Genomic DNA, 14,868 nt, shown 5'->3' on the forward strand with positions numbered 1-14,868 from the left:
TTTTATCCGTGTTTCCCTGGGCGGTGTTTTCCGCGGCCGGCCGATGTGGAATTCACCTGCCGTCGATTTCCCGCGCGCAAGGCCGGGCCGTCTCTGCGATCTCCCCGCCACGGGCCCGTCTCACCGGCCCCCACCCGCGCGGGCGCCCACGGTCTCGGGCCGCTCCGAGTGACTTCGAGCGGCTCTGCGGTCGGAGCGGAGTCACCGGCCCCACCCGCGCGGGCGGCAGACCGCCGGTTGGCGGGTGGCGGGCCCCTCATCGCGGCCACCTTTCGGTTGTGGGGCGGCGCGGGCTCACGCATGATCGATGGAAAGAGCCGATCGCGCGAACCGGCGTCCCCGTCTTCTGATTAGGTGAGTGACATGGCACTTCATCCGAATATCGATCCCGGACTGGCCGCCGCCCTCGAGGCGACACCCCTGCCCGCCGTGGACATGGGCTCCCTGCGAGTGGAGGACCTGCCCGGCATCCGTCTCCAGATGGACGCGGCGCGTGCGGCGATGGCCCCGCTCGCTCCGGACGAGCGGGTCACGATCGAGGACCGTATGGTCCCCGGCCCCGACGGCGATCCCGACATCCGGCTGCGGATCTATCGCCCGGCCGCCGGGCAGGAGGGGGCCGTCCCCGGCCTGTACTGGATCCACGGCGGCGGGATGGTCATCGGCGATGTCGAGATGGAGGACACGCGCCTCAACGAGTACGTCGCCGAGCTGGGATGCGTGATCGTCTCGGTCAACTACCGCCTCGCGCCGGAGAACCCGGACCCGGCGCCGGTCGAGGACTGCTACGCGGGCCTGGTCTGGACCGCCAAGAACGCCGCCGAGCTGGGCATCGACCCGGAGCGCATCGCGGTGGGCGGGATCAGCGCGGGAGGCGGTCTCGCCGCGGGAACCGTGTTGCTCGCGCGCGACCGCGGCGGCCCGGCCCTGGCGTTCCAGCTCCTGATCTGCCCGATGCTGGACGACCGCAACACCACCCCCTCCAGCCACGAGTTCGTCGAGGCGGTCGTGTGGAACCGGGGGGCGAATCTCCTGGGCTGGAAGGCACTGCTGGGTGAGCGGGCGGGCGGCGACGACGTCTCCCCGTACGCGGCCCCGGCCAGGGTGGCCGACCTGTCGGGCCTGCCCCCGGCGTACATCGACGTCGGCGAGCTGGAGGTCTTCAGGGACGAGTGCTTCGACTACGCCCTGCGGCTGGTGCGGGCGGGCGTCTCCACCGAGTTCCATCTCTACCCGGGGGCCTTCCACGGCTTCGACGGGATGATCCCCGAGGCGGAGATCAGCCGCCGGGCCGCCGCCGAGCGGGTGGTCGCGCTGCGCCGGGCCCTGCTTCGCTGACGGCGGGACGCAGGCGTACCAGCCGCATGGCCAGGTGAGCCCGGAGCCTGCCCGCGGAGTCGGCGAGGGAGAAGCCGAGAACGGCCTCCGCCCGCGCGATGCGCGCGGCCAGCGAGCTGTGGTGCAGGTGCACGGCGACGGCGGCCCTGCGGACCGTGCCCTCGGCGCACAGGGCGCGCACCGCCTCCAGCGCCTCGGTGCCGTACGGCCGCCGGGAGAGCTCCTCGACGGCCCGCACGTCGGCCAGGGCGGCGATCTCCTCGTCCGGCACGTGGGTGGCGAACAGGGCCAGCGCACCGAGACCGGCCCAGTCGACCACCCGGTCCGCCGGGTGCGGGCCGGTGAAGCGCAGGGCGGTGCGGGCCGCCGCCCAGGATTCGGCGGCACCGGCACCGCGCGTCTCCGGCCCGATGCCGACGCGCCAGGTGTCCGGCACCCCTGGCAGCTCTCCGGGCCCGCCGATCGCGGGGCTGACCAGCAGCGCCACGGTGTCACCGAGCCGGGCGGCGCGAACGTGGCGGTCGGCGACCCGCAGCCGGCCGGCCACGTCGGCCCCGTCGCGGCCCTCCCGATCGTCGTCGGCGAGAACGGCGAGCACCTGCAGCGGGGTGGCGGGGCCGAAGCCGAGCAGCCGCAGGGCGCGCGCCCGTTCGGCCTCCCCGGCGTCGGCCGACAGGACCAGCTCCACCAGGGCGGGGTCGGTGCCGGCCTGGGCCTGGGCTGCGGCCCGCTCCAGGATGACCTCCGCCGCGCCCGCGAAGCGCTCCAGGACGATCTCGTCGAGGCCGTGCGCCGGCCCCTCACGCTCCATCCACACGGCGCCGAGCTCCGAGCCGAGCCGGCGGTGGATCGCCGGGCCCGGCGGCTCCTCGCACGGCTCGGGCGCCCCGCCGGGAGCGACCCGCGTCCGCCTGCCGGTGACCGCGTCGACGAGGCCGACCGGGCACTGCGCCAGGCGTGCGGTGGCCTGGAGCAGCACCGGGACGCCGGCGTGGTTCCGCACCAGCACGTCGAAGTAGGCGATGACGCGGACGGCGCTCTCCGCGTCGGAGTCCAGCGCCGACAGTCGCAGCAGTAGTCCCTGCACGGCTCCACACTAGGTCGCCAGGTCGCCGCCCGCATTCCCGGCCGGAACAGCGCACCCCAGACAGCGCGCACCGGGTGACGGATCGGACGGCCCGCTCAGCGCAGCACCGGGTAGTTGGCGCGGATGAGGCCGTGCGGGTCGCGGGAGCGCTTGAGGTCGCGGAGCCGGGCCAGCACGTCGACGGGGAACGCGGCCGCGGCCCGCTCACCGGGGCTCAGAGAGGTGTAGGGCTTGCGTCCGCTGGTCAACGGGACCAGGGCCGTGGAGATCTCTTCCTGACGGGCCCGTACGGCGGCGGCGGCCTCGGGCGAGGGCGCGAGGCCGAACATGCCCAGCATGTAGGGCTCGGCCAGGTGCCCGCAGGCGCCGCCGTCCCGGGCCGGGCGGGACAGGGCGCCGCCGAGGTGGCGGATCTGCACGCTCAGCAGCGGGGCGATCGGCGCGGCCAGCAGCGCCGCCGCGACCGCGTCGTCCAGGCCGGTCAGCAGTTCTCCCCGGTTCACCCCGGCTCCGGGGGCGAGGGGCTCGGCGCAGACGGAGCCCAGCTCGGCCACCGGCAGCGGGCCCCGGCTGTCGGAGATCACTCCGTCGATCTTGTCCAGGCTGCGCAGCAGGTCCTGGGCCTCCCCCGTCTCGCCCAGGAACGTCACGTCCACGGCGACCATGGGCGCCGCCCCGGGGAAGTTCAGCAGGTCGAACCAGACGCTCAGTTCCTCGGGGGCGTCGGCGGTGATCTCCCGGAACGCCTGGAGCACGCGCGGGGCGCTCTCGCCGGGCCACAGGACGCGTCCCCCGTACAGGTGCGGCGCCGGGTGCAGGTCGAACTCGACGGCGGTCACCAGGGCGAAGTCGCCGCCTCCGCCGCGCAGCGCCCAGAACAGTTCGGCGTCGGAGGTGGCGCTGACCGTGGCCCGCACGCCGTCGGCGCCGACCACGTCGAAGGCGCGCACGCTGTCGGCGGCGAAGCCGTGGCGGCGGCCGAACCAGCTCAGGCCCCCGCCCAGGGTGTAGCCCACCACGCTGGGTCCCGGGGAACTGCCGGCCAGCCCGGTCAGCCCGTGCGGTCCGGCGGCGGCGAGCACCTCGTTCCACCTCACCCCCGCCCCGACCCGTGCGGTGCGCCGTTCCGGCCGCACGTCCACCCCGCCCAGCCGCCCGGTGCGCAGCAGGATCACGCCCTCCACGTCGCCGCTCGCGCCGTGTCCCAGGGGCTGGGCGGTCACGCTCAGCCCGGCCAGGCGGGCCCAGGTGACCAGGGCGGCCACGTCGTCGGCGTCCTCCGCCTCGACCACCGCCAGCACCGGCTGGTCGACCGCCATGTTCCACGGCCGCCCGGCCCGCTCGAACCCCTCGTCACCGGCCGCCAGCACCGGCCCCCTGACCGCGCGCCGCAGGTCGTTCCCGATCGTCATGATTGTTTTTCTCCCTTTCGCCGGACCCACTGTCGAACGACCGGGCTGGGATCGAGCTGAGGTCGAGCTGGGATCCGGGCATGGACCGTCGGCCACCACGGCGTGGAAGGTGGTCGCGCCGGACAGGCCTCGGTCGCCGGATCCACCGGCCACGGAATTGACGGTGGGAGAACGTAGGCTTCCGGCTGCCATGGAAGGAGGACGCATGCCGACGAGCCTGACCTTCCGGCTGTTCGGCCCGCTGGAGGTCGCCGACGAGGCCGGTCACCCGCTTGACCTCGGCACCAGGAAGCAGCGTGCCCTGGTGGCGATGCTGGCGCTGGAGCCGGGCAGGGTGGTCTCGCTGGACCGCCTGATCGACGAGCTGTGGGCGGGTGAGCCGCCCTCCGGCGCGACGAGGACCCTGCAGGCCTATATCGCGCACCTGCGCAGGGTGCTGGAGCCCGGCCGCAGGCCGCGTACGCCGCCGAGGGTGCTGCTCACGCGCGAGCCGGGATACCTGCTGGCCGTTACCCCGGGCCAGGTCGACCTGGCGCGCTTCGCGGCGGGCGCGGAGGAGGGCCGCAGGGCGCTGGCGCGCGGCGACCACGGCGAGGCGCGCCGGGTGCTGGAGGAGACGCTGGGGCTGTGGCGGGGTGAGCCGCTGGGTGAGTTCGCCGGTCAGGAGTTCGTCCGGCCCGCCGTCGCGCGGCTGCGCGAGCTGCGCGACACCGCCGTGGAGGACCGGTTCGAGGCACGGCTGGCGCTGGGCGATGGCGGCGCCTGCGTGCCGGATCTGGAGGCCCTCGCCGAGGCCCACCCCTACCGGGAGCGGCTCTGGGGGCTGCTGGTGCTGGCGCTGTACCGGGCCGGCCGGCAGGCCGACGCGCTCGCCGCGCTACGCCGGGTTCGCGCCCTGCTCGCCGACGAGCTCGGCATCGAGCCGGGGCCACAGTTGCGGCGCCTGGAGCGGGCGGTGTTCGAGCAGGCCACCGAGCTGGAGATCTCCGACGCCGATCCCGGCCTCCCCGGTCACCGGCGGCCCCCCACCGCACCCGGCCCGCCTCCCGGTCAATGGCGGCACCCCGCCGTCCCCGCGCCGCTTCCCGGTCACCGGCGGTCCCTCGTCGCACCCGCCCCGCTCGCACCGGCCCCACCCTCCGCCCCGGCCCCGGCCGGGACCGCGACCGCGACCGCGACCGCGACCGCGACCGGGGAGCTTGTGGCCGGTGAGACCCTGGTCGCCAGGGAGGCGCAGCTGCGCCTGGTGGCCGAGCGGCTGGCCGCGGCGCGGCGCGGGGACGGCGGGGTGCTGCTGGTGACCGGGGAGGCCGGGATCGGCAAGACCCGGCTCGCGCTGGCCGCGGCCGACGAGGCCGCGGGCCGGGGGTTCCGGGTCGCCTGGGGACGCTGCGTGGACGGCGCGGCTCCCGCGTTCTGGCCCTGGACCCAGGTGCTGCGCGAGTGCGGCGGGACGAACCCGTTCCCCGGCAGGGCGGCGTCAGCGGACGGCGGCCCCGACCCCGACGCCGCGCTGTTCGAGCTGTACGAGCGGGTGGCGGCGACACTGACCTCCACCGGCGGCCCGCTCCTGGTGGTCCTGGAGGACCTGCACTGGGCCGACGCCTCCTCGCTGCGGCTGCTGGCCTTCGTCGCGGGCGAGCTGGCCCGCCACCCGGTGCTCGTGGTGGCGACCCTGCGTCCCGAGCCGGGCGACCACCCCGCGCAGTTGCGCGACACCCTCGGCGCGCTGTCCAGGGAGCGGGGGACCGAGCGCGTGGAGCTGGCCCCGTTCGGCGCCCGGGACGTGTCGTCGTACCTGCGCCTGCGGCGGGTCCCCGAGGATCCCGGGCTGGTCGGCGTGCTGCTGGAGCGGACCGGCGGCAACCCCTTCTACCTGGGCGAGCTGCTGCGCCTGCGTGAGGGCGAGGGCGAGGGCTGCCTGGCGGCCGGACTGCCCGCCGGGGCGCGCGACGTCATCGAACGCCGGGCGGCCAGGCTTCCCGAGGAGACGCGGGAGCTGCTGCGGGCGGCGGCGGTCACCGGGCGCGAGGTGGAGATCGACGTGCTCGAGGCCGTCACGGGCATCCCCGCCGAGCGGGTGATGGCCCTGCTGGAGCCGGCGGTGGCGAGCGGGCTGCTGACCGAGCCGCCCGGCGGCCCCGACTACCGCTTCTCCCACGCCCTGGTGCGCGACGCGCTGCTGGCCGGGCTCGGCCGCCTGGCGCGGGCCCGGCTGCACCTGCGTACGGGCGAGTGCCTGGAGGCCAGGCCGGGCACCGAGCCCGCCACGCTGGCCCATCACTTCGCCTCGGCCGCCAGGGTCGGCGGCGCGTCCAGGGCGGTGGAGCACGCCTCCCGCGCGGCCGGGCGGGAGGCGGCCCAGCTCGCGTACACCGAGGCCGTCGAGCTGTGGGAGCTGGCCCTGAACTCGCTGCCGGCCGACGGCGGCGACGGCAGGACCAGGTGCGCGCTGCTGACCGAGCTGGGGCAGGCCCGCCGTACGGTGGGAGACGCCACGGTGGCCCGCCGGGACCTGGACGAGGCGATCGAGCTGGCCCTGCGGCTGGGCGACAGAAAGGCCCTGATCTCCGCGATCACCGTCGCCGGCGGGCTCGCCCTGTGGCTGTGGCGCCCGTACGGGGTGGTCGACGCCGCGATGGTCGCCGTGCTGGAGAACCTGCTGGCCGGGCCGCTCGACGACCGCGACCGGGCCGCGCTGCTGGGCACCCTGGCCGTGGAGCTGCACTACGGGGGTCCGCGCCGCGCCGAGGGCGAGCGGCACGCGGCGCGGGCCGTGGAGATCGCCCGCGGCCTGGGCGACCCCGCGCTGCTGGCGCGGACCCTGAACAACTACCTGCTCTCCTGCTGGGTGCCGGGCCGCAACCCCGAGCGGCTGCGGGCCGCGGAGGAGATGCTGGCCCTGCCGCGCCTGCCGCGCGCCACCGAGCTGGTGGCCCGGGTGTTCCGGATGGCCTGCCTGATGCGCGCCGGTGACCTGACCGGCTGGGATCTCGACCTGGCCCGCTGCGAGCGACTGGTCGAGGAGGTACGCCGCCCCGAGCTGGAGGCCATGGTCCGCATCGCCCAGACCGGCAGGCGCACCCTCGAAGGCCGCTGGGCGGACGCGGAGTCGCTCGCCACCCGTTTCGGGAAGATGGGGTACGGCTCCAGCGTCTGGGGGCAGGAGTTCCGGCTGCTGTTGACGACGTTCACCTGCGATCGGGGGCGCGGCCGGGTCGCGGAGACCCTCGACGGGCTGCTGGCCTCGGCGGAGGACCCGTCGCTGGCGCCGCTGCGCCCGATCGCGGTGCTGGCCGCCCTCGACTCCGGCCGTCCGGATCTCGCCCGCGAGCTGATCGCCCGCTGGGGCACCGAGGTCGCGGACGACTGGATCGCCGACTTCCTCATCCCCGTCTGGGGCCTGGTCGCCGCCGAGCTCGGTGTCCCCGACCCCGGGGAGCTGTACGACAGGCTCGCCCCGCACGCCGACCAGCTGATCGTCGCCGGGACGGGCAGCGCGGCGTGGGGTTCCACCCACCTGGTCCTCGCCGAGCTGGCGGCGCGGCTGGGCCGCGCCGGCCGGGCTCGTGAGCACGCCCGCGAGGCGGCCGAGACGCACCGGCGGCTCGGCCTGGCCCACCTGGAGGAGCGGAGCCTGCGGCTGCTGGCCCGCCTGAGCTGATCCGGCCTGTTCCGAGCCGTTCCGGCCGCCGGTCGGCTACCAGCGCTGGTGGACCTGCGGGCGGATCAGCTCGTCGTAGATCTCCCGCACGCCCGCGAGGGTGGCCTCGGGCAGCGGGTCCACGGCGGCGGCGGCCGCGTTGGCGCGGGCCTGCCCGGGGTTGCGGGCACCGGGGATGACCACGGAGACGCCGGGCTGGTCGATGATCCAGCGCAGCGCGAACTGCGCCATGGTGGTCTCCGGCGGCACCAGCGGGGCCAGGCGGCGGACCGCCTCCAGGCCGGTGGCGAAGTCGACCCCGGAGAAGGTCTCGCCGACGTCGAAGGCCTCACCGTGCCGGTTGTAGGTGCGGTGGTCGTCGGCGGTGAAGACGGTGGACTCGTCGTACTTGCCGGACAGCAGGCCGCTGGCCAGCGGGACGCGGGCGATGATGCCGACCCCGGCCTCGGCCGCCGCCGGGAGCACCTTCTCCAGCGGCTTGAGCCGGAAGGCGTTGAGGATGATCTGCACGGTGGCCACGCCCGGCCGGGCGATCGCGGTCAGTGCCTCGTCGCAGGTCTCCACACTCACCCCGTAGGCGGCCACCCGGCCCTCCTCGACGAGCGTGTCGAGGTCGTCGAAGACCCTGTCCGTCGCGTAGACCGGGGTGGGCGGGCAGTGCAACTGCACCAGGTCGAGGGTGTCGACGCCGAGGTTGGCGCGGGAGCGGTCGGTCCACGCCCGGAAGTTGTCCAGGGTGTAGGCCGACGGCTCCTGGGCGACGCGGCGGCCCATCTTGGTGGCCACGGTCAGCCCCGGCCTGTCCTTGATCAGCCGCGAGACGATCTGCTCGCTGCGCCCGTCGCCGTACACGTCGGCGGTGTCGACGAAGGTGACTCCGGCGTCCACGGCGGCGTTGAGGGTGGCCAGGGCCTCGTCCTCGCCGACCTCACCCCAGTCGGCCCCCAGCTGCCACGCGCCGAGCCCGACGACGCCGACCTGCCTGCCTGTTCTGCCCAATTCGCGCTGTTCCACATCAGCGATCGTAGCCCGCACCGCACGGTCGGGAACCACCGGCACCCGGGGGCGGCAGGCCGGCGGGACGGTACCGCGCGGGGTCCGGCCTACCTCGGAACGCCCGGCACGATGTGGGCGTCGGGACCGGGGAAGACGAGGCTTTCGTGCTCGTCGCCCTCCCAGCGGACCACGTAGGGCGGGCTTCCGTCCTCGTTGCGCAGCTCGATGATGAATCCGATCTTGCGGGGAGCGCCGTCGTGGGCGCTCTCCACGATCAGCTTGTCGCCTACGGTTGCCTTCATGGTGGCCTCCCGGATCAACAGGGTGCCGGTTCTCCGGCCATCCTCCCCTTCCATGGCATCACCCTGCGGCGTATTCGTCCAGGTGGGAGGCGCAGTAAGGCCGGCCGGAAGGCCTCGTCGGCTTCAGACTTTACTTATATAAGTCGATACTGAGACAGTGAGGCCATGCACGCGCTTGACGTTCTCGGCGATCCGGTCCGGCGCCGGATCCTGGAGCTGCTCGCCGACGGCGAGCGGGCGGCCGGTGAGATCGGCGCCGTGGTGCAGGAGGAGTTCGGGATCTCACAGCCCGGCGTCTCGCAGCACCTGCGCGTGCTGCGCGACAACGGTTTCGCGACCGTACGCGCCCAGGGAACCCGGCGGCTGTACGCCGTCGACCCCGCCCCGCTGCGGGAGGTGGACAGGTGGCTCGACCGCTACCGGCACTTCTGGAACCAGCACCTCGACGCCCTGGGCACCGAGATCGCGCGGGGTTGAGCCTCTCCCCGCAGGTGGACTCCCGCTCAGGAGGGGTCCGCCCACAGTTTGCGTACCGTGGCGAAGACCCGCTGGTTGTGGGAGATCTCGACGACGTTCCCGTCCGGGTCCTTCAGGGCGCAGATGTAGCCGACCGGGCCGGGCATGTCACGGGGCTCCCAGTGCAGGCTGCCCAGCTCGCGCGCCCGCTCGGCGGTCTCCTCCACGTCGGCGCGCTCGGGCACCTCGATGCCGATGTGCGCGAACGGCGTCAGCAGCCCCAGCCTCCCGCCCCTGTCCTTGTCGAAGGAGACGAGCACCAGGACCATCGGGGTCTCGGCCTGCCCGTCGTTGGAGAGCCAGGCGCTCTCGCCGTCGGCGTCCCGGAAGCGCTCGACGACCACCAGCGGCGTCAGCGACGTGTAGAAGGCGATCGCCTTGTCGAGATCGCCCGTGGGCAGGGCGACGTGCGTCCACCGTGCCCGGGTCAGATCACTCATGAAGATCCTCCACTTCCTCCCCCTCGGTCTCCGGGAGCCTCAGGTGGAGCCCCGTTCGAAGGGCCGTCCCAGCGCCCCCGGCTCGCGGCGCCGGTTCGTGAAAAGCAGCATCGCGAGCAGGGCGAGCAGGTACGGCGCCACTATGAGCAGTTGCGAGTTCAGCGTCAGGCCCAGCGCGGGCAGCGCCAGGCGCATGGCGTCGGCCAGGCCGAAGATCACGCAGCCGAGCAGGGTGCGTCCCAGCCGCCAGCCGCCGAAAATCACCGCCGCGATGACGATGTACCCACGTCCGGCCGTCATGTTCTGGTTGAACGAGCCGACTTCGCCGACCGCGAGGTACGCGCCGCCCAGCCCGGCCAGCGCACCGCACCACAGCAGGGCCTGGCGGCGGCGCGCGTTGACCCGGATGCCGGTGACGTCGGCGGCCTGCGGCCGCTCGCCGACCGCCCGCAGCTCCAGGCCCCACCTGCTGCGCTCGACCAGCCACCAGGTCAGCGGGATGATGACGACCAGCAGGTAGACCGGCCAGCGCTCGACGAACAGCGGGGGCCCGATCAGCGGGATGTCGCGCAGCCAGGGAACACTGACCTGCGCCACCTGGTGGGAGTCGAAGTCACCGATCGTGATCAGATAGCCGGTCAGCCCGAGGACGAGGGCGTTGAGCACCAGGCCGACCACAAAGGTGTTGATCTCCAGCCGGTGGGAGAGGTTGCCGTGGACGAGACCGGTCAGGAGCCCGATCAGCACACCGGCGGCCAGCCCGATGGCGGCACTGCCGGTGGCGCTGGCCGTGGCGACGGAGCCGAACGCGGCGCCCAGCATCATCGCCTCGACGGAGATGTTCATGGCACCGGCCCGCTCGGCGAGATACTCCCCGCACGCCGCGAAGGCCAGGGGCACGGTGAGCCGTACCCCGCTGGACAGGATGGTGGAGACGTCGTCCGCGGCGATCACAGGGCGGCCCCCTCGGCGACGGGCACGGACCGGTGCCCCGCGTGCGCGACGCGGGCACCGGTCTCACGGCGGCGGATCACGGCGATGACGGCGGGCGGGGCGACGAAGGCCAGCACCAGCAGGACCTTGACCACGTCCACGATGAACGGGGGCACGCCGGTCGCGGCGAGGAAACCGCCGCCGGAGCGCAGCACGCCGAACAGCAGGGCGAAGAGCACGGCCGGCACCGGCCGGTTGCGGGCGACCAGGGCGACCAGCAGGCCGTCCCAGCCGATGTTCATCGCCATACCGGGCTGCAGCCGGTGGACGCCGACCGGGCTGGTCAGCAGCACGGCCCCGGCCAGCCCGGCGAAGGCGCCGGAGACGGCCAGCGCCGCGCCGCCCAGCGCGCCGACGCGTACCCCCGCGTGCCTGGCGGCGAGCGGGTTGAGTCCGAGCATGGTGAGCCGGAACCCCCACCGGGTGCGGGCGATCGCCGTCGCGACGACCACGGCTCCGGTCACCGCGATCAGCAGGCCCCCGTTGACCTGCAGGTCCGGGTACTCCCCGATCGAGCCGAGCAGGGCGCTCTCCGGCAGCGGGTTGGACTGCGGCGCGACGACGGCGTCACCGACCCGCGACTCCTGCAGCAGCCACGGCGTGTTCACCGCGAACGCGACGAGCTGCTGGGCGACGAAGGTCATCAGCAGCGTGCTGACCACGACGTTGACGCCGCGCAGCCGGTACATCAGCGAGCTGAGACCGGCCCACGCGCCCCCGGCCAGCGCGGCGATCGTCAGCACGACCACCAGCAGCGCCGGACCGGTGACCGCCAGGCGCAACCCCACCCAGGCGGCGAAGAGGGCGCCGACGAGCACCTGGCCCTCCTGCCCGATGTTGAACACGCCGGACCTGGCGCTGACGCACGCGCCCACGGCGACGAGCAGCAGCGGCGCCGCGTACAGCAGGGTGGAGGTCCAGGCCGTCCAGTCGGCCACGCTGCCCTGGAAGAGGGCTCGCACCGACGCGAGGGGGGATCCGCCGGTCACGGCGATCAGCAGCGATGACAGGGCGAGCGCCACGACCACGCCCGCGACGGTCGCCAGGCCGGTCTTCCAGCCTGACCCGCCGGGGTTCCGGGCGAGAAGTGCGAGCAGGCGACGGCCGGACGGGTCCCGGCCGGGGTTTCGGGGGGCGGTACCGGCGGGGTTCCGGGGGGTTCCGTTCACGCGGCCACCCCGCCCACCAGCATTCCGAGCCGCTCGGCCGTGGCCTCCCCCGTGGAGAGGACGCCGGTGATCCTGCCCGACGAGATCACCGCGATCCTGGAGGCCAGCGTCAAGACCTCCTCCAGCTCGGTGGAGATCAGCAGCACGGCCACCCCCGCGGACGCGACGTCGCGCAACCGCCGGTACGTGTCCTCGACGGCGCCCACGTCCAGCCCGTACGAGGGCTGGGCCACGACCAGGGCGGCTGGGCGGGCCGAGAGCTCGCGGGCGAGCACGACCCGCTGCCGGTTGCCTCCGGACAGGTCGCGCGCCGGGGTGTCCATCGACGGGGTGACGATGCCGAACTCGGCCACCAGGCGCCGGGCCACGGCGTGCGCCTTCCGCCGGTTGAGGAACACCCGGCCGCTCACGGCGTCCAGCGACTTCATGACCAGGTTCTCGGCGACGCTCATGTCCAGCACCAGCCCGGAGCCGTGCCGGTCCTCGGGCACGACGCCGAGGCCGGCGGCGTGCAGCGCGCCCGAGCGGTTCAGGTCGACCGGCCTGCCGGAGATCTCAACCGACCCGGAGTCCGGTACGACGAGCCCGGACAGCAGGTCGCCCAGGTCCGACTGGCCGTTGCCCTCGACCCCGTACAGGCCGACGATCTCGCCGGGGGCGACGTCCAGGCCGAGATCGGACAGGACGGGCACGCCGTCGACGGTGAGGGTCAGACCGCGCAGCCGCAGCGCGGGTTCCCTGGGTTCCGTGGGCTCCGTGGGCTCCGTGGGCTCCGTGGGCTCCGTGGGCTCCGTGGGTGTCGCGGGTTCCGTGGGTGTCGCGGGTTCCGGGAGACCCGCCCTTTCCGCGCCCGCCTCACCGGTCCCGGTCTCACCGGTCCCGGACTCAGCCGTCACGGCCATCCCGGACCCGGCCTCACCGGTCGCGGATCCGTACGTCCCGGAGGGTTCGGCCGACGGCAGACCGAGGGCGGCGGCCTCGGTGCCCGGGGAGATCTCCCTGCCGACCATCTGCCGGGCCAGCTCCCGCGGGCTCGTCTCCGCGGTCGCGCTCCGGAAGACGACCCTCCCCCCGCGCAGTACGGTCACCCGGCCGGTAGCCGCGACGATCTCGTCCAGCTTGTGGCTGATCAGGATGACCGCGCGGTTCTCCGAGCGGACCACGCGGCGCAGCACGCCGAACAGTTCGGCCGACTCCGCCCGGGTCAGCACGGATGTCGGCTCGTCGAGGATGAGCACCGACGGGTCCCCGCGCAGGCACTTGATCAGCTCGACCCGCTGCCGCTCGCCCGCGGAGAGCCGCGCGACCCTGGCCAGCGGGTCGACCGGCAGGCCGTAGCGGCGGGAGATCTCCAGCACCTGGTCGCGGGCTGCGGCCCTGTCGATCCTCCCGGTGTCGCCCAGGATGACGTTCTCCCAGACCGTCAGCGGGTCGATCAGGCTGAAGTGCTGGTGCACCATGCCGATGCCGAGCGCCGCGGCCTCCCTCGGACTGCCGATGTCAACGGGCTCGTCATGGTGCAGGACGGTTCCGGCGTCCCGCCGGACGAGTCCCAGCAGGATCTTCATGAGCGTCGACTTGCCGGCCCCGTTCTCGCCGAGCAGGCCGTGGATCTCGCCCCGGTACACGTCGAGGTCCACGGCGTCGCAGGCGACGACCGGACCGTAGCTCTTGCTGACTCCCCGCAGCCGGAGCGCGGGCACCGGTGGCGGGGCGAGCTCCCTCGCCCGTTCGTCCTCCGCCATCTCAGGAACCGAGCCTCTTCACTTCCGCCTTGGGGTCGATCTTCCCGCTCCCGACGTCGGCGATGAACGTCTCCAGCCTCTCCTTCTGCTCGGGGGTGGGCTCGCAGATCTTCACGGTGGGGAACGGATCGACGCCGAGCTTCCAGACCTTCTCCACGCCCATCCGCAGCTTCGCCACGGCGAATTCCTCCAGCGCGGCCCTGAAGTAGTCTCCGGGGCTGAAGAGCACCGAGATGTCGAAGGTGGGCCCGGTGGAGGCGCACCGGTCGGTGCCCGGGGTGAGGGTGAGCACGCCGTTGGCGTTGGCCAGCTCCGCCGACGCGTCGGTGGCACCGCCCAGGTAGGGGTAGACGACCTTGACACCCTGGCTGATCTGGGCCTGGGTGGCCTCCTTGGCCTTGGCCGAGTCGTTGAGGTCGCCGCTGTAGGTGACCGTCAGCGTGGCCTCGGGGACCACCAGCCGGATGCCCGCCCTGAAGGCCCTGGCCGCCGTGGTGGTGAAGTCGACCTCGGGACCGGTCACGAACCCGGCCCTGGTCTCGCCCTTCTCCTTCATGAGCAGGCCCGCCGCGTACCCGGCGGCCAGCAGGCTCTGGTTCGCCTCGTCGGTGGAGAGCATGATCCTCGGGGTCTGCGGGATGTTGTCGGACGAGGGCACGTACCAGGCGGTGTTCGCGCACACCGGCTCCTCGGAGGCGGGGATCGCGTCCCTGAGGTCCGCGGCGCCGAGGGCCACCATGTCGACCTCCTGCCTGCAGAGCGCCCGCGCGGCGCTGAGCGCCTCGCTGGTGTTGACGCCGCCGCGCTTGATGATCGTCCAGCCCTTCGAGGTGGCGAACCGCTCCGCCGTGTCCACGAAGCTCTGGTAGTAGCCCTTGTCGTTGATGTCACCGGGGCTCAGCACCCCGATGACGACCTTGCCGTCGCCGTTGACGTCCGGCTGGCCCGCGAGCACGGTGCCGCCGTCCGTCTTCGCCCCCGTGCCGGCCGGGGCGGGGGAGGCGGCCCGGGGCGCCGTGGCGTCGCCGCTCGCGCACCCGGCGAGCGCCACCGTGGCGAGACAGGTGGTCAGCGCGGCCGTGACCCGGCCCGTTCGATGGTATGCGGCCATGACGATCCTCTCGATCTGATGCGCACGCGCCGCCCACCGGGCGCGAGCGGGGAAGGGACCCTGGTCGCGGGCAGGGGGTACGGGGTTGTCGTGGA

Annotated in this window: 12 protein-coding genes; 3 read left to right on the forward strand and 9 right to left on the reverse strand. The window is 74.0% G+C overall.

Translation table 11 applies throughout. The features are described from left to right. The first annotated feature begins 363 nt into the window (after positions 1–363). Positions 364–1,338: an alpha/beta hydrolase gene (locus OG587_RS34650; protein ID WP_329082846.1), complete on the forward strand. Its 975-nt coding sequence runs from the start codon at positions 364–366 to the stop codon at positions 1,336–1,338. On the opposite strand, the gene OG587_RS34655 is transcribed toward OG587_RS34650, so the two are convergent. Together OG587_RS34655 and OG587_RS34660 are read right to left on the reverse strand one after the other, a co-directional pair. Beyond that, positions 1,280–2,425: a helix-turn-helix domain-containing protein gene (locus tag OG587_RS34655; protein ID WP_329082848.1), complete on the reverse strand. Its 1,146-nt coding sequence runs from the start codon at positions 2,423–2,425 to the stop codon at positions 1,280–1,282. The two genes, OG587_RS34650 and OG587_RS34655, sit on opposite strands and share 59 nt — an antisense overlap. 95 nt (positions 2,426–2,520) lie before the next feature. Beyond that, positions 2,521–3,837 carry an FAD-binding oxidoreductase gene (locus OG587_RS34660; RefSeq protein WP_329082850.1) on the reverse strand — a complete coding sequence of 439 codons (1,317 nt, stop codon included), beginning with the start codon at positions 3,835–3,837 and terminating at the stop codon, positions 2,521–2,523. Positions 3,838–4,042: 205 nt separating this feature from the next. Between OG587_RS34660 and OG587_RS34665 the strand changes: the two genes are divergently transcribed. Further along, entirely contained in the window at positions 4,043–7,501 is a 3,459-nt protein-coding gene (locus OG587_RS34665) for a BTAD domain-containing putative transcriptional regulator (RefSeq protein WP_329082852.1), read from the forward strand. Between the two features lie 36 nt (positions 7,502–7,537). Here OG587_RS34665 and OG587_RS34670 read toward each other — a convergent pair whose 3' ends face one another. Continuing rightward, positions 7,538–8,515, reverse strand: a complete 978-nt coding sequence (locus OG587_RS34670) for an aldo/keto reductase (RefSeq protein WP_329082855.1) — start codon at positions 8,513–8,515, stop codon at positions 7,538–7,540. Positions 8,516–8,604: 89 nt separating this feature from the next. Then, on the reverse strand, positions 8,605–8,799 hold the full coding sequence (locus OG587_RS34675; protein WP_329082856.1) for a DUF1918 domain-containing protein: 195 nt from the start codon (positions 8,797–8,799) through the stop codon (positions 8,605–8,607). A 165-nt stretch (positions 8,800–8,964) separates the two neighbouring features. On the opposite strand from OG587_RS34675, the gene OG587_RS34680 reads away from it, so the two are divergent. Continuing rightward, the gene (locus tag OG587_RS34680) at positions 8,965–9,276 is read left to right on the forward strand and encodes an ArsR/SmtB family transcription factor (RefSeq protein ID WP_329082859.1); all 312 of its coding nucleotides are present in this window, start codon (positions 8,965–8,967) and stop codon (positions 9,274–9,276) included. A 26-nt stretch (positions 9,277–9,302) separates the two neighbouring features. Here the strand turns inward: OG587_RS34680 and OG587_RS34685 are convergent, their stop codons facing one another. Genes OG587_RS34685 through OG587_RS34705 form a run of 5 tightly spaced genes read right to left on the reverse strand, consistent with a single transcriptional unit; the run spans position 9,303 to position 14,773 of the window. Continuing rightward, a complete protein-coding gene (locus OG587_RS34685) occupies positions 9,303–9,755 on the reverse strand; it encodes a VOC family protein (protein WP_329082860.1) in 453 nt (150 codons plus the stop codon). A gap of 39 nt (positions 9,756–9,794) precedes the next feature. Then, entirely contained in the window at positions 9,795–10,709 is a 915-nt protein-coding gene (locus tag OG587_RS34690) for an ABC transporter permease (RefSeq protein WP_329082862.1), read from the reverse strand. Further along, on the reverse strand, positions 10,706–11,917 hold the full coding sequence (locus tag OG587_RS34695) for an ABC transporter permease (RefSeq protein ID WP_329082864.1): 1,212 nt from the start codon (positions 11,915–11,917) through the stop codon (positions 10,706–10,708). Before OG587_RS34695 ends, OG587_RS34690 begins: the two co-directional genes overlap by 4 nt. Continuing rightward, positions 11,914–13,662, reverse strand: coding sequence for an ABC transporter ATP-binding protein (locus OG587_RS34700; RefSeq protein ID WP_329082866.1), 1,749 nt, complete (start codon positions 13,660–13,662; stop codon positions 11,914–11,916). The genes OG587_RS34695 and OG587_RS34700 overlap by 4 nt, the downstream gene beginning before the upstream one ends. 1 nt (position 13,663) lies before the next feature. Further along, positions 13,664–14,773 carry a BMP family ABC transporter substrate-binding protein gene (locus OG587_RS34705; RefSeq protein ID WP_329082868.1) on the reverse strand — a complete coding sequence of 370 codons (1,110 nt, stop codon included), beginning with the start codon at positions 14,771–14,773 and terminating at the stop codon, positions 13,664–13,666. Between the last annotated feature and the right edge of the window lie 95 nt (positions 14,774–14,868).

The organism is Streptosporangium sp. NBC_01469, assembly GCF_036227305.1.
In the GTDB taxonomy this organism is placed as follows: domain Bacteria; phylum Actinomycetota; class Actinomycetes; order Streptosporangiales; family Streptosporangiaceae; genus Streptosporangium.

Bases quoted from the DNA above. Each gene is read 5' to 3' on its own strand.
- OG587_RS34650 (WP_329082846.1), top strand. From the start codon at position 364: ATGGCACTTCATCCGAATATCGATCCCGGACTGGCCGCCGCCCTCGAG.
- OG587_RS34660 (WP_329082850.1), bottom strand. From the start codon at position 3,837: ATGACGATCGGGAACGACCTGCGGCGCGCGGTCAGGGGGCCGGTGCTG.
- OG587_RS34665 (WP_329082852.1), top strand. From the start codon at position 4,043: ATGCCGACGAGCCTGACCTTCCGGCTGTTCGGCCCGCTGGAGGTCGCC.
- OG587_RS34675 (WP_329082856.1), bottom strand. From the start codon at position 8,799: ATGAAGGCAACCGTAGGCGACAAGCTGATCGTGGAGAGCGCCCACGAC.
- OG587_RS34680 (WP_329082859.1), top strand. From the start codon at position 8,965: ATGCACGCGCTTGACGTTCTCGGCGATCCGGTCCGGCGCCGGATCCTG.
- OG587_RS34685 (WP_329082860.1), bottom strand. From the start codon at position 9,755: ATGAGTGATCTGACCCGGGCACGGTGGACGCACGTCGCCCTGCCCACG.
- OG587_RS34700 (WP_329082866.1), bottom strand. From the start codon at position 13,662: ATGGCGGAGGACGAACGGGCGAGGGAGCTCGCCCCGCCACCGGTGCCC.
- OG587_RS34705 (WP_329082868.1), bottom strand. From the start codon at position 14,773: ATGGCCGCATACCATCGAACGGGCCGGGTCACGGCCGCGCTGACCACC.